The organism is Streptomyces sp. NPDC005492 (genome assembly GCF_040605995.1).
GTDB lineage: Bacteria > Actinomycetota > Actinomycetes > Streptomycetales > Streptomycetaceae > Streptomyces.
Map to the genome: position 1 here is coordinate 67,704 of NZ_JBEXDX010000032.1, position 13,462 is coordinate 81,165.

Annotated in this window: 14 protein-coding genes; 9 read left to right on the forward strand and 5 right to left on the reverse strand. The window is 70.0% G+C overall.

All coding sequences use genetic code 11. From position 1 onward, the window contains the following. Positions 1–33: 33 nt before the first annotated feature. From ABZT04_RS32615 to ABZT04_RS32630, 4 genes are all read right to left on the reverse strand, one after another. Complete coding sequence (locus ABZT04_RS32615; protein WP_356060570.1) at positions 34–606, reverse strand: hypothetical protein; 573 nt, start codon at positions 604–606, stop codon at positions 34–36. Next, positions 545–910: a hypothetical protein gene (locus tag ABZT04_RS32620; RefSeq protein WP_356060571.1), complete on the reverse strand. Its 366-nt coding sequence runs from the start codon at positions 908–910 to the stop codon at positions 545–547. Before ABZT04_RS32620 ends, ABZT04_RS32615 begins: the two co-directional genes overlap by 62 nt. 152 nt (positions 911–1,062) lie before the next feature. Further along, positions 1,063–1,623, reverse strand: a complete 561-nt coding sequence (locus ABZT04_RS32625; RefSeq protein WP_356060572.1) for a hypothetical protein — start codon at positions 1,621–1,623, stop codon at positions 1,063–1,065. Positions 1,624–2,246: 623 nt separating this feature from the next. After that, entirely contained in the window at positions 2,247–3,281 is a 1,035-nt protein-coding gene (locus ABZT04_RS32630) for a LacI family DNA-binding transcriptional regulator (RefSeq protein WP_356060573.1), read from the reverse strand. A 205-nt stretch (positions 3,282–3,486) separates the two neighbouring features. On the opposite strand from ABZT04_RS32630, the gene ABZT04_RS32635 reads away from it, so the two are divergent. From ABZT04_RS32635 to hydA, 9 genes are all read left to right on the forward strand, one after another. Then, positions 3,487–4,425, forward strand: a complete 939-nt coding sequence (locus tag ABZT04_RS32635) for a dihydrodipicolinate synthase family protein (RefSeq protein WP_356060574.1) — start codon at positions 3,487–3,489, stop codon at positions 4,423–4,425. A gap of 84 nt (positions 4,426–4,509) precedes the next feature. After that, positions 4,510–5,382 (forward strand): ABC transporter substrate-binding protein, encoded by an 873-nt coding sequence (locus ABZT04_RS32640; RefSeq protein WP_356060575.1) that lies wholly within the window; start codon positions 4,510–4,512, stop codon positions 5,380–5,382. 42 nt (positions 5,383–5,424) lie between these two features. Beyond that, positions 5,425–6,177, forward strand: a complete 753-nt coding sequence (locus ABZT04_RS32645) for an amino acid ABC transporter permease (protein WP_356060576.1) — start codon at positions 5,425–5,427, stop codon at positions 6,175–6,177. After that, on the forward strand, positions 6,174–6,977 hold the full coding sequence (locus ABZT04_RS32650; RefSeq protein WP_356060577.1) for an amino acid ABC transporter ATP-binding protein: 804 nt from the start codon (positions 6,174–6,176) through the stop codon (positions 6,975–6,977). The genes ABZT04_RS32645 and ABZT04_RS32650 overlap by 4 nt, the downstream gene beginning before the upstream one ends. Then, entirely contained in the window at positions 6,974–7,303 is a 330-nt protein-coding gene (locus tag ABZT04_RS32655; protein ID WP_356060579.1) for a (2Fe-2S)-binding protein, read from the forward strand. Before ABZT04_RS32650 ends, ABZT04_RS32655 begins: the two co-directional genes overlap by 4 nt. Continuing rightward, entirely contained in the window at positions 7,300–8,730 is a 1,431-nt protein-coding gene (locus ABZT04_RS32660; protein ID WP_356060581.1) for an FAD-dependent oxidoreductase, read from the forward strand. Before ABZT04_RS32655 ends, ABZT04_RS32660 begins: the two co-directional genes overlap by 4 nt. Then, a complete protein-coding gene (locus ABZT04_RS32665; protein ID WP_356060583.1) occupies positions 8,727–9,902 on the forward strand; it encodes an FAD-dependent oxidoreductase in 1,176 nt (391 codons plus the stop codon). Before ABZT04_RS32660 ends, ABZT04_RS32665 begins: the two co-directional genes overlap by 4 nt. After that, on the forward strand, positions 9,899–10,282 hold the full coding sequence (locus ABZT04_RS32670; protein WP_356060585.1) for a gamma-glutamylcyclotransferase: 384 nt from the start codon (positions 9,899–9,901) through the stop codon (positions 10,280–10,282). The genes ABZT04_RS32665 and ABZT04_RS32670 overlap by 4 nt, the downstream gene beginning before the upstream one ends. Before the next feature lie 49 nt (positions 10,283–10,331). Beyond that, the gene (gene hydA / locus ABZT04_RS32675; RefSeq protein ID WP_356060587.1) at positions 10,332–11,744 is read left to right on the forward strand and encodes a dihydropyrimidinase; all 1,413 of its coding nucleotides are present in this window, start codon (positions 10,332–10,334) and stop codon (positions 11,742–11,744) included. 258 nt (positions 11,745–12,002) lie between these two features. On the opposite strand, the gene ABZT04_RS32680 is transcribed toward hydA, so the two are convergent. Further along, on the reverse strand, positions 12,003–13,274 hold the full coding sequence (locus ABZT04_RS32680) for an MFS transporter (protein WP_356060589.1): 1,272 nt from the start codon (positions 13,272–13,274) through the stop codon (positions 12,003–12,005). Between the last annotated feature and the right edge of the window lie 188 nt (positions 13,275–13,462).

Below are 13,462 nucleotides of genomic sequence, written 5' to 3' on the forward strand. Positions count from 1 at the left end.
CGCTCACCCTGGAGTTCTTGTGCTCGCGGCAGATCACGACGCACGTTGAAACTGCGACTGCCTGCAGCTTGCCTTGGTGGCCAGCAGAGCGACGAAGCCACGCTTGGCTCCCTGGGCCGAATATTCGCGAACGCGGAGAGTCCAGCCTTCCTTGGTGAGGGTTACCCGCCGCATCCCCTTCACCCGGGCGCGGCGCTCGTCACCCCAGCCGTCGTCGTGAAGGCTCGTGACCGTGGCGTCCACGGGGTCGGGTCCACTCTGGGACAACGGCTGCAGCAGGTAACCGACGACGCAGCGTCGCTCGTCCCTGGTGGGCTCGTCCAACAAGGACAGGCCACCGGCGCGGGCGGCGGTCTTCAGGTTCTGCTCGATGTCGTGTGCCTTCGCGGCCGGGTCCGCGGCCTTGGTCGTGGACGTACCCGTGGCCGTGGATGCAGGCGAGGAAGCAGGTGCCGTGCCGCAGCCCGTGAGCAGGGTGAGCAGTACGCCCGTGGCGCTCGCGACAACCGCGGCCCTTACCGGCCATGGCCCAGGGCGGCGGGTCTCAGCCCTGGACGAGTTTCGCAACGCCTTCACCTGCCTGATCGGCCGCGGTGTAGAGATCACGGACCTTCTCCAGGTAACGGCCGAGGATTTCCAGGTAGCCGGCCGGGATGTCGCCGTGGCGGAACGTGCTCGCGATCTCGTCGGCGTGATCGGCGACGGACCGTTCGACGTCGATGGAGACCAGGAAACGGGCTGCGACCGCCACCTCGTCCGGCGGGAGGTAGAAGCAGGCGGTGCCGAGGTCATCGTCACCGAGGAGGTCGCCCATGGTGATGGGAAGTTCACTGACCTCCTCGGGCCCCTGAGTCAGCAGGATCTGCTCCAGGACTTCCCACTCGCGGCCGAGAAAGCACTCGCTCTCCACATCGGTGCGTTCACCAGAGAATCCCGATACGACATGCCGGAATCCCTTGTTCGCATCCGCAGCAGAAATCCTTCGAAGCGTCATATCCATTGCCAACTACCTGCCAACTACTCCGATCCAAAGGCCTCAATGGCCCTCATTGTACCGTCGGCTCACGGGAGGATTGGAAGCGGCATCGGGATGCCGCCTCCAACCGGACTCTTCGGCATCAAGGGATTGTTGGACCAGTCGTGGTTCGTGATGTTCTCATGCCACCAGTTCTGGGTTTTCTCCCACCACGAATCGTCCTGCTCCTGCCTCTGGACTTGCGGCTCGGGCAATGGGATCTGTTTTATCTCCTTAGTCTTATAGGCAATCACACCCTTGCTCCGGGTGGATGGGTACGACTGGACCCATTCATTCTTCTTGAAGTTATTGATGCCTTCCTGGGGCGGTATGTCGGCCCAGCCGTCCTCCTTTCCGGGATGTTCGCTCGACCCACCCTTGATCCAGTTCTCGGAATCACGGATCTTCGCGGTCTGCTGTAGATCGACGGTCACGACGCCGCCGCCGTGCGGCTGGACCATCACCAACCATGACTTGGCCATCAGAATCGTGGTGTCGTGAGCCAGGGTGTACTTCTCACGGACCTTCTTGAAGGCCTCGGCCCGCGCCTTGCGTTTCCTCTCCTCGTCCTGTCGCTTCTTCTCCGCCTGCTGCCGCTCGTACTGCATCCGGTCCGGGTCGTACAGCCCGGTCGGGTCGCTCTGCGTGGTGGGATTGTTGTGGCTGTAGGCGTAGCCGTTGATCTGAAGTGGATCGGCCGCGTCGATGACCGGGTCAAGGCCGGAGGCCGCCGACCGACCTCACCAAACGCAACCTCGACCAGCTCACCGCGCTGATGAAGACCCGGCTCAAACCGATGCAGTACGACCCGGCCTTGTCGAGGGCCTCATCGCCAAGACCGGACTCGACATCCAACCGCCGTAACCTCAGCCGTTAACGATCTCTAGTCCAAAGGTAGGGAACAAGGCGACGCGTTTATCGATGTCAGTCGCTCGAACGAGAGCGGAAGCACCCCGCGATGCCGCATCCTCTGCCTCGATCTCGGCAACGCACGTAACCGTCCGTTGCCGGAGCCGCTCACCCGCCGCGTCCGCCTCTCCCGCGCCAGCCATCGTCTCGGCCCGAATCTCCGCGACATCCGTTACCGCACCTACGGACGCACGGACCTCTCCGCCATCTCCTAGGCCCGCCGTGGAGCTGCGGCGCCCCGCGACGACGCCATCCGGCTACGGCCATGAGCATGTGACGCCGCCCAACCCGGCAACCGTGGGACCCGGCCCACGCAATTTGGTCACACCCCGGAGCTTGCCGCCCCCAGGGCGATCGCCGACTCCCGGACCACAAGCTTCGAGCCGACCCGAATGGCACGGCCGGCGCCTTCAAGGGGGTTCTCGTGCTTGCCTATGCGGCGTAGCAACTGTTCGGCGGCGAGTTCGCCGAGGTCACGCGCGCCGTTGTCGACGAAGGTGATCGGGGGATGCCAGTAGGGGAACCATGGGGCCTCCTCGTGGCAGACGAGCGAGAGCTCGTCGGGGATCCGGATGCCGAGTTGGACGAGCGCGCCGAGGGCGCCGAAGGTCGCCTCGTGGTTGGCGCTGTAGAGCGCGGTGGGCCGGGGGCCTTCGCCCATCAGTCGCATGACGGCCTCGGCTCCGAAGGGGACCTCGTACGGGCCGCGGGCGATGAGCGCCGGGTCGGGTTCCAGACCGGCGGAGGCGAGAGCCTCGACGTATCCGGCGTAGCGTTCCCGGCCGGAGTCGACCGAGGCGGGGCCGCCGATGAAGGCGATCCGTCGGTGCCCCAGTCGCAACAGATGCCGGGTGGCCAGTACGGCACCCTCGCGGTCGGCGGCCATGACGGCGTCTCCGGGCGCGCCGTCGGGTGAGCGGATCAGGTTGACGACGGGGATGCCGGCCGCGGCGACGTCCGCGACCACGGGGGTGTTCTCGCCGGTGCCCACGATGATCAGCCCGTCGACCCGGTGGTCGAGCAGCATCTCCAGGTAGCGCCGCTCGCGGGCCGGGTCGGAGTCGGTGATGCAGAGGAGCACCTGGTAGCCGAGTTCGTCGAGGCGCCGCTGCACGATCCCGGTGATGGTGTGGAACGAGGCGTTCACCAGGTTGGTGATCACCAGGCCGATGAGATTGCTGCGCCGGGTGCGCAGTCCGCTGGCGATCCGGTTGGGCCGGTAACCGAGCCGCTCGGCGGCCGCCATGACAGCCCGTTGGGTCCGGTCACTCACCCGGTCCGAGCCGCTCAGCACACGTGAGGCGGTGCTCTTCGACACCCCCGCCGCTTCGGCCACCTCGTCCAACGTGACCGCCATCGGCCCGCCCCCGATCATGCAATCGATCCCACGAAACTTCCCCGCCCACCAACGGCAGGCTCGCCCATCATGCCAGAAACGCTCAATTCCACGCCGTAAAAAGTGTGTTTCACCGGCCATTTTCGGTCACCGGAGGGTTGACTTGGCTCACGGTCCACCGTGACTGTTCTGTGCAATCGATCCCACAGATACACCGGAGAGCCCGATGAACCGGAGTGCAGTGTCCTGGCACGGCTACTGGCCGGCCGCGCCCACGCCGTTCACCGCCGACGGTGCGCTCGACGAGACGGCCTGGCGCGAACTGCTCCACCTGTACGGCGCCCAGGGCGTGCACGGCGTGCTGGTGAACGGCACCACCGGGGAGTGGTTCGCCCAGTCCCCGGCCGAGCGGCGCCGGGTGGCGGAGATCGCGGTGGCGGAGCTGTCCGGACAGATACCGGTCGTCATCGGCTGCGGCGCGTTCACCGCCGCCGAGTGCGTCGAGTACGGCGAGCACGCCCGGAGTATCGGGGCCGACGGCATCCTCACCACTCCCCCGCCGTATGTGCATCCGAGCCAGGACGAGATCTACGCGTTCTACCGTACGGTCGCCGAAGCCGTCGACCTCCCTCTCATGGTCTACAACTGGCCGCGCGGCACCGCCGTGGACATCGGCGTCGACACGCTGGTGCGGCTGGCCGGCCTCGACAACGTCGTTGCCGTCAAGGACAGTTCGGGCGACGAGCTGAAGGTGGCGGACACCTGCGCGGCCCTCGCCGGCACCGTCCAGGTCTTCGGACGCTTCATCCACCGCCGCGGCCTGGCGGTCATGGCCGAGTTCGGCGGCGCCGGGAACATCGACGGCGGCGCGCTCGGCGCACCCTTCGCCGTGCCCTTCTACGAGGCCTACTGGTCCGGCGACCTCGCCCTGGCCCGCGAGTGGTCCGCCCGCTACGAACGGCTCGTGGGCCTGCTCGTCAACCCCGACTACAGCTCCAGGTTCGCGTCGCCGACCTCGCAGCTCAAGTCCGCGATGCGGCTGCTCGGCCAGCCCGGCGGGCATGTGCGGCCCCCACTGCTTCCGCTGACCGACCCGGCCGTACTCGATCAGCTCGCGGCGGCGCTGGACGAGGCCGGTCTGCGGTCCCCTTCCCACTCCTCCTGACGGGCCGCACCCCGGTTCTCGTACCCCGGTTCCCGCACCCCCTCGAACGTCTCCCCGTGAAGTGCCCCCGAAAGGCGAACCACCATGCGCAGACTGCTCACCGCGGCCTCCACCGCCCTGCTCCTGACCACCCTGGCGGCATGCGGCGGCCAGACCTCCGCCTCGTCCTCGTCCTCCTCCGGCACGTCCTCCTGTAAGACGAAGCTCGGCAAGGGAGACCTGGTGAAGGCGGGCATCCTCACCATGTCGACCAACGCGACGCTGCCGCCCATGCAGTACCTCGACGCGTCCGGAAACATCATCGGAATGCGGATCGACCTGGGCAAGGAGATCGCCAAGGCCCTGTGTCTGACGCCGAAGTTCGTCAACATCCCCTTCGACGCGCAGATCCCGGGTGTGCAGAGCGGCCGTTGGGACATGATCGACACCGGCATGTTCTACACCCCCGAGCGGGCCAAGACGGTCAAGCTGGTGCCGTACGAGGTCCAGGGCGTCTCCATCTCGGTGGCCAAGGGCAACCCGAAGAAGATCACTTCCGAGAGCGATCTGTCGGGGAAGACGATCGCCGTCGAGGCGCCGGGCTACGAGTTCGACACCCTCACGGCGCTCAACAAGAAGCTCACGGCCGCCGGAAAGCCGAAGGTCGACATCCGTACCTTCCAGACCAGCGCCGACGCCTATCAGGCACTGTCCGCCGGGCAGGTCGAGGGGGTCGCCATCGTCGAGTCGGTGACCAGCTACTACCAGGGCAAGGGCGCCTTCGAGACAGCGGTGAAGGGCATGAACCCCGCCCCGCTCGCCTTCGGCTTCAGCAAGGACAGGACCGCCGACGCCGTCGCTACCGCGCTCAACACCCTGAAGAAGAACGGCTATCTGGACACGCTGTTCAAGAAGTACAGCGCCACCCTCTACTCCGGCGAGATCAAGCTGACCACCGGCGCCATCACCGCCGGCTGAGTTCCCGGTCCGAACGGAATCCGAACGGAAAGGGCGGGCCTCATGTGGTCCTGGGAAGCCTTCTTCTCCTTCCTTCACAACCCCCAGTTGATCGAGGGCGCGTGGACGACCGTCTGGCTGACCGTGGTCAGCATGGCGCTCGGCCTTCCGCTGGCCGTGCTCGTGGCCGTGGGCAGAGCGTCCTCGTTCGCCCCGGCCCGGCTGGTCACCGGCTTCTACGTCTGGCTGATGCGGGGCACCCCGCTGCTGGTCCAACTGGTCATCATCTACACCGGGTTGCCGCAGCTCGGCCTGCGGCTGGGCGTGATCAGCGCGGCACTGACCGGTCTTGTGCTCAACGAGGCGGCCTATCTGTCGGAGATCGTGCGCGCCGGGGTCCTCTCGGTGCCGCGCGGCCAGTCCGAGGCCGCCCGCGCGCTCGGCATGTCCCCGTGGCGGGTGTTCAGGGTGGTGGTGATCCCGCAGGCGCTGCGGGTGATGGTGCCGCCGCTCGGCAACAGCTTCAACGGGCTGCTCAAGACCACCACCCTGGTCTCGGTCATCTCCGTCGAGGAGTTGTTGCGCCGTACCCAGTTCGCCGTCCAGGTCAACTTCCGTGTCCTGGAGGGACTTACGGCGGCGGCTCTGTACTACCTGGCGCTGACGACCCTCTGGGGCTTCGTCCAGAAGTGGCTGGAGACCCGGGTCGGCCGCGGCCATGAGCCCCGGCAGTCCGCCAAGCGGGGCCGCGGTGCGGCAGGACCAGGATCCGCTGCCGCGGTCGCGGCCCGAGAGCTGGAGATGGACAACCGTTGAGCAACAAGCAGATCAACGAACCCAGTGGCGAACAGGGCCGATCCGTCGTGGTCGAGGCGGTCGGCGTCCACAAGTCCTTCGGTGACGTACACGTCCTCAAAGGAATCGACCTGACGGTCCTTCAGGGTGAAGTCGTCCTGGTCCTGGGCCCGTCGGGCGGTGGCAAGAGCACCTTCCTGCGCACCCTCAACCATTTGGAGAGCATCGACTCCGGCAGCGTCCGGATCTGCGGCGAACCCATCGGCTACGAGGAACAGGCAGGCCGCCGCACCACTTTGAGGGAAGGCCGGATCGCCGTGCAGCGCCGCCGGACCGGCATGGTCTTCCAGCAGTTCAACCTCTTCCCCAACATGACGGCGCTGGACAACGTCGCCGCCGGGCCGGTGAACGTCCACCGCACCGGCAGGGCGCAGGCACGCGACGACGCGCGCGGACTGCTGGAGCTGGTGGGGCTCGCCGACAAGGCCGGCAACTACCCGTCCCAGCTGTCCGGCGGGCAGCAGCAGCGGGTGGCCATCGCCCGCGCCCTGGCCATGCGCCCCCAGCTGCTGCTCTTCGACGAGCCCACGTCCGCCCTCGACCCGGAGATGGTCCGCGAGGTCCTCGACGTCATGGTCCGGCTCCGCGAGGAGGGCATGACGATGATCGTCGTCAGCCACGAGATGGGCTTCGCGCGGGCGGCGGCCGACCGCGTGGTGCTCATCAGCGACGGCGTGGTGGTGGAGGACAAAGCCCCGGACCTCTTCTTCTCCCACCCCGAGCACGAACGCACCCGCCAGTTCCTCGACCGGATCCTGTGAGCATCACGATGAACCCGAAGAAGCCCCCACACCCCGAGCCGCCCTCCGTGACCGTCGTCGTCGACGGCACCCCCCGGCAGGCCTGGGCCGGCCAGTCCGTGGCCGCCGCCCTGGTCGCCACCGGTACCTGGGTCCTGCGTCGCAACCCGGTGAACGGCCAACCGCGCGGCCCGTTCTGCGGGATGGGCGTGTGCCTGGAGTGCGAGGTGACGATCGACGGCCGCCCCGGCACGCGTACCTGCACTGAGCATGTGGCGGACGGCATGGACATCCGCACCACCCCGGCCGCCGTCCCCGCGACCGCCGAGACGGGAGGCACGGGATGACGGCGGCCATCGAGGCGGACGTGGCCGTGGTCGGCGGCGGGCCCGCCGGACTGAACGCGGCACTGGTGCTCGCGCGGGGCGGACTGCGGGTCACGCTGATTGACGAGGCCGACGAACTGGGCGGCCAGTACTACAAGCGCCGTACGGCACCCTTGGCGGCGGCCTTCGGCGACTTCCGGCCCAAGGGCAGCGCCCTGATCGGCGCGGTGCGCGCGGCCGGGGTCAACTGCCTTACCCACACGCTGGTTTGGGGCGCCGCCGACGACGGCCGGACCCTGTTCACCGCGGACAACCGCACGGGCGCCGCCGGGCGCGTGCGGGCCCGCGCCACGATCGTCGCCACCGGCGCCTTCGAGCGCACCGAGCCGTTCCCCGGCTGGGTGCTGCCCGGCGTGGTCACCGCGGGCTTCGCCCTGCACCTGGCCACCATGGACCGGGTCCCGGTCGGGCAGCGCGTCGTGGTGGCGGGCACCGGTCCGTTCCTGCTGCCGGTGGCCTGCGCCCTGCTCGAAGTCGGCGCCCACGTCGAGGCGTTGCTCGAACTCAACCATCCCTACCGGCCGCGGCCCGGCTCGCTCGGCGCCGTACGGCACCCGGCCCGGCTGGCCGAGGCGGGGGGCTACCTGCTGACACTGGCCCGGCACGGCGTCCGGGTCGAGCAGGGCATGCGGGTCCTGGCCGCGCACGGTGACGACGAGCGCGTACGTACGGTGGACATCGGTCCGGCCGCGGGGGGCGAGGGCGTACGTACGGGCGACAACGCCCCGACCGTCGGCGGCACGGGCGTACGGCGGGTGGAAGTGGACGCGCTGTGCGTCGGCTTCGGCTTCCGGCCCAGCACCGAACTGCCACGCCTGCTCGGCTGCCGTACGCGTACGGACGCACCCGGCGGCGACGAGTTGCCCGTCCTCGACGAGGACGGGCAGACCTCCGTCGACGGCCTGTACGTGGCCGGTGAGGCGGGCGGCATCGCGGGAGTGCACGCCGCCGAGGTGCGCGGGGAGCTTGCGGCCCGCGCGGTGCTGCGGCGACTCGGCGCGGAGGCCGGGAGCAGCACGGCGCTCCGCAGGCGGGCCCGCTCCCTGGACCGCTTCGCCGCGCTGAACAGGCGGCTCTTCCCCGCCCCCGTCGACACCGCCGACACGCTCGCCGACAGCACTCAGGTGTGCCGATGCGAGGGCGTCACCGCCGGGGAGATCCGCGAGGCCGCCGGCACCGGCTGGAACGACCTGCACGGCACCAAGGGCGCCACCCGGGCGGGCATGGGCCCGTGCCAGGGGCGCGAGTGCGGGCACATCGTCGCAGCGCTGACCTGCCGGGTGAGCGGGCGGCCCTGCGATCCGGCGTCGTTCTCGGCCCGGATCCCGCTCAGACCCGTTCCGCTGCGCACCGCCATGGCCGCCGCGGCCGAGGGCGAGGACCTGTGAGCCGCCCCGACGTGATCGTGGTCGGCGCCGGCATCCTCGGTGCCGCCGCCGCGTTCCACCTCTCGGAGCGCGGCCACCGGGTGGTCGTACTGGAACGGGGCGTCCCCAACCGCGAGGGCTCCGGGACCACCGCCGGGAATCTGCACATCCAGGCCATCCACACCCGCCGCCCGGGCCAGGGCGTCCCGGTCGACAACGGCCGTCTGCTGCCGCTGCAACGCCGCGCGTCCGAGTACTGGTCGACGCTGGAGGAGCGGCTCGGGACCGGTGTCGAACTGCGGCGCGGCGGCGGCTTCATGGTGGCCGAGACCGAGGAGCAGGAACAGGAACTGCGCGACAAGCACGTCATGGAACGCGCGGCCGGCATCCCCACCGAGCTGCTGACCGGCGACCGGGCCCGCGAACGGCTCTCACTGCTGTCGCCGTCCGTCCGGGCCGCCAGCTGGTGCCCGCTCGACGGATACGCCAACCCGCTGCTGGTCACCCCCGCCTACCTCGAAGCGGCCCGCCGCAACGGCACCGAGCTGCACCCCTTCACCCCGGTCACCGCGATCCACCGCACGGGCTCGGAGTACAAGGTCCGCTCGGGAGAGCGCAGTTGGACCGCGCCGTATGTCATCGACGCGGCGGGCCCGTGGATCGCGGACGTGGCCGCGCTGGCCGGGATCAAGGTCGACATGTCGCCGGTCGCGATCCAGATGCATGTCACCGAGCGCGTCCCGCCCGTGATGAGCCATCTCGTGCAGCACATCGGCGAGGGCATGTCCGTCAAGCAGGTCAGCGCCGGGAATCTGCTGATCGGCGGCGGCTGGCCCGCCCGCGCGCTGGATCTCGACGGGCGCAGCACTGTCAGCATGGCCAGCATGGCGGGCAACCTCGCCCAGGCCGCGCGCGTCCTGCCGTTCCTGTCCGGGCTGCGGCTGCTGCGCATGTGGGCGGGGCCGCTGGCCGCGACGCCCGACGAGATGCCGGTGATCGGCGAGGTCCCCGGGCACCCCGGTTTCCTTGTCGCGGGCGGCACCTACGCCTTCACCCTCGCCCCGGTGTGGGGCGAGACGCTCGCTTCCCTGGTCTCCGGCGAGCGGCCCGCCGACCCGGTCCAGGACCTGGGCCCGGGGCGGCTGTTGTGCGGCGACGACATCGACCTCATCGGAAAGGCAGGTGCGGCGTGACCGCGCTGAGAATGTTCGTCAACGGCCAGGCCATGTCCGGCGGAAGCATCAGCCACGCGCTGAGCGACGCCCGCTTCCTCGGCCCCGCGCACACCGCGCCCGACTACCGCTTCTTCTCGGTGCGGGACGTGTTCCCCGGACTGCACCCGGTGGCGGCAGGAGGCGCGTCCATCGTCGGGGAGCTGTACGAGGTGACGTACGACGTGCTGCGCGAGCGCCTGCTGCCGGAGGAGCCACCCGAGTTGGAACTCGGGGTCATCCAACTCTCGGACGGATCCGGGTCGTTGTCGATGCGTATGCGTGCGGAGGCGCTGACGGCGCCCGGAGTGGTGGACATCAGCGCGTTCGGCGGCTGGCACGCGTACCTGGCCCGGCGCTGACGCTTCGCCATACCGGCCTGTTCCCCAACCCCCTTGCAGGAGGCACCCCTTGGCATTCCGTGAACCGATCGATCTCATCGTCCGCGGCGGCACCGTGGTCAACGCCGACTGGCAGGGCGCCGCCGACGTCCTGGTCCGCGACGGGCGGGTGCTCGCGCTGGTGGAGCCGGGTACGTACCGCTCGGCGGACACCCGCGGAGTAACGGAGATCGACGCCTCGGGCCGGCTGGTGCTGCCCGGCGGGGTCGATCCGCACTGCCATGTGGGTTTCACCTCGGGCGAGTTCACCTCGCTGGACGACTACCGGCAGGCCACCACCGCCGCCGTCTTCGGCGGTACGACGACGATCGTGGACTTCGCGATCCCGCGCCCGGGACAGCAGCCGGCCGATGTGGTGGCCGCCCAACGGGCCAAGGCGGACCAGGGGTTGTGCAACAGCGCGCTGCACGCCTGCGTGGTCGAGTGGGACGACACCGTTCCGGAGCAACTGCGTTCGGTGGTCGCCGACGGTGTGGTCACGGTGAAGATGTTCACCACCTACCGGGGCGAGACGATGGCCGACGAGAAGACCATCCTGAACGTGATGACGACCCTGCGGGATCTGGGCGGCATGGTGTGCGTCCACTGCGAGGCCGACCACATCATCAGCGACGTCCAGGAGCGCGGCGAGGCGGCCGGTGCGATCAGTGCCTGTCATCATGCCGACACCAGGCCGGAGTTGGCCGAGACGGCCTCGGTCGCCGAGATCCTGGCGATCGCCGAGTCGGTGGCGGCGCCGGTGTACTTCGTCCACCAGTCCACCCCGGAGGCCGTCGACCTGGTCGCCCGTGCCCGGAGCAGGGGGGTGCGGGCCTTCACCGAGGCGGTCGCCCACCATCTGGTGCTGGACGAATCGGCCTACGCCGGTGCGCACCCCGAACGGTTCGTGTGCTGCCCGCCGTTGAGGTCCGCTCCCACGGTCGCCGGGCTGCGGGACCGGGTCCGGATGGGACAGGTCGCGACCATCGGCAGCGACCACTGCTGCTACGACACCGCGCAGAAGGAGTCGGTCAGTCACGACGTACGGGCGATGCCCAACGGACTGCCCGGCGTGGAGACCCGAATGCCGGTGCTGTTCAGCGAGTTGGTGGTCAAGGGCGGGCTGCCGCTGGGCCGGTTCGTGGAGGCGCTGTGCGCCAACCCGGCGCGACTCAACGGGCTTTACCCCCGCAAGGGTGTCATCGCCCCGGGCTCCGACGCGGACTTCGCGGTCTGGGACCCGTCCCTCACCTACGAAATGCGCAGCGCCGCCCTCCACATGGCCACCGACTACACCCCCTACGAGGGCCTCACGGTCACCGGTCGACCGGTCACCGTGGTCGTCGGCGGACGCCCGGTCACCGACGCCGGCCGCCTCCTGGACCCGACACCCCGCGGCCGCCACATCCGCTCCGGCGCACTGGACCGGGCACTGGTCTGCTGACCAGTCCGCTTTCGCATCGCGCAGCGGGTGACAGCGGGGTGGATCGAACCGCAGGGGCTTCCAGGACCCTACTGGTATCGCCTTACCGCGGGCTGCCGCCCTCGGGATCGAGGGCGGCCCAGTCCTCCGTGCACACGACCTTCATCGGATCACGGGGGACGACGAACTCGAAAGAAGAAGAGGAGAAAGACAAAGGGTGACCCTGAACTTCCGGATGCGGGCGGCGCCCATCGCAGAGACAGCCGACGGCAGCAACGGTCAAGGGGTACGAGCGCTGGAGGTGGGCGAACTGGCCCCGGCCAGCGTGATGTCCACGCCGGCGGATGCCCTGGTGCCGTCGGTGCGGAAGAAGCGTGCGGTGGTCACCACGGCCAGGGCGAGGGCGGCGGGTATCGCGTAGGCGATACGGAAGTGGCCGCTCGCCCCCAGGCCCCCGCTCGCGCCGGCTCCGACGAGAACGCCGACGTAATTGAAGACGTTGAGCCGGGCCAGCACGGTCTCGGGGGCGCCGGGCCGCAGCCGGCCCGCGGCGGCGACGCACAGCGGGGTGAGGGCGGCGACCCCGAGGCCGGCACACCCTGCCGCGACGACGGCGTACGGCCAGCTCCGGGCCGCTGCCAGGGCGGCCAGGGCGGCTGCCGCGAGCAGGGCGGCGGCGCGGACCACCGTCACCGGCCCGACCCGGCGGACCAGGAGGTCGGCGCTCACCCGGCCGGTCACCGTGCCCGCCTGGTAGGCCGCGTACGCGAGCGGCGCGGCCGCCAGGGACGCGGCGAGGGTCTGGTGGAGGTAGGCGGTCGACCATGCCGAGACGGTGGAGTCGACGACGTAGGCGACGAGGAGAACGACACCGAAGGGGACGAGCCGTGTCCAGACCCGTCGGCCCAGGACCTCCTCGATCGGCAGCGGCCTGTCACCGTGCGGGGAGGGCGCGGGCAGGAGGACATGGGTCCGGACGGTCAGGGCCAGGAGGGCCACGAGTGCGGCGTGCGCGGTCAGGACGTACTGGATCGGCCAGCCCAGCCGGGAGACGGCCGCCGTCAGCAGTGCGGCCGCCACGCCCGCGGCGCTCCAGGCGGCGTAGAAGGAGGAGAGGATGCTGCGCCCGTAGTGGCGTTCGACGGTGGCCGCGCGGGTGTTGACGGACACGTCGATGGCGCCCAGCGCCAGCCCGAACAGGACATAGGCCGCCGAGGCGGCGACCCGGCCGGGTGCCCAGGCCACGGAGAGCAGGGCAGCGGCGGCGGTCAGCACCGCCGCACGCATGACGGTGACGGGACCCGAGCGGCGTACGGCGGCCAGCCCCGCGAAGCTGCCGGCGCCCGCGGCCAGCGTCAGGGCGATCGTGAGCGCGGTCATCGCCAGGGACGACAGCCGCAGATGGTTCTCCACGGCGGGCACAGTGGTGGACACGGCGGCCACGGCCGCGCCCTGGGCGGCGAACACGGTGGTCGTGCCTCGACGGGCTCCCGCGAGCGGGCCGCCCCTCACGGGCAGCGGGGGAGCCGTCGCTCCGACGGACGGGGTCATGGGGCCTCTTCCTGTCACGGGCCGTAGGCGGGCCGGGGCGCGCGAATTGGAGCAACCGTAGGAATCAGGACGGACGCGGCGGAGGGCACCGACGGCCACACGGGGGACCCTGGCGGCCAGCGGCGCACGGTCCCGGCGCCACCCCGGGTGATCGGCTCACCACCGGCCGAGCGGTGAGGTCACCGGCT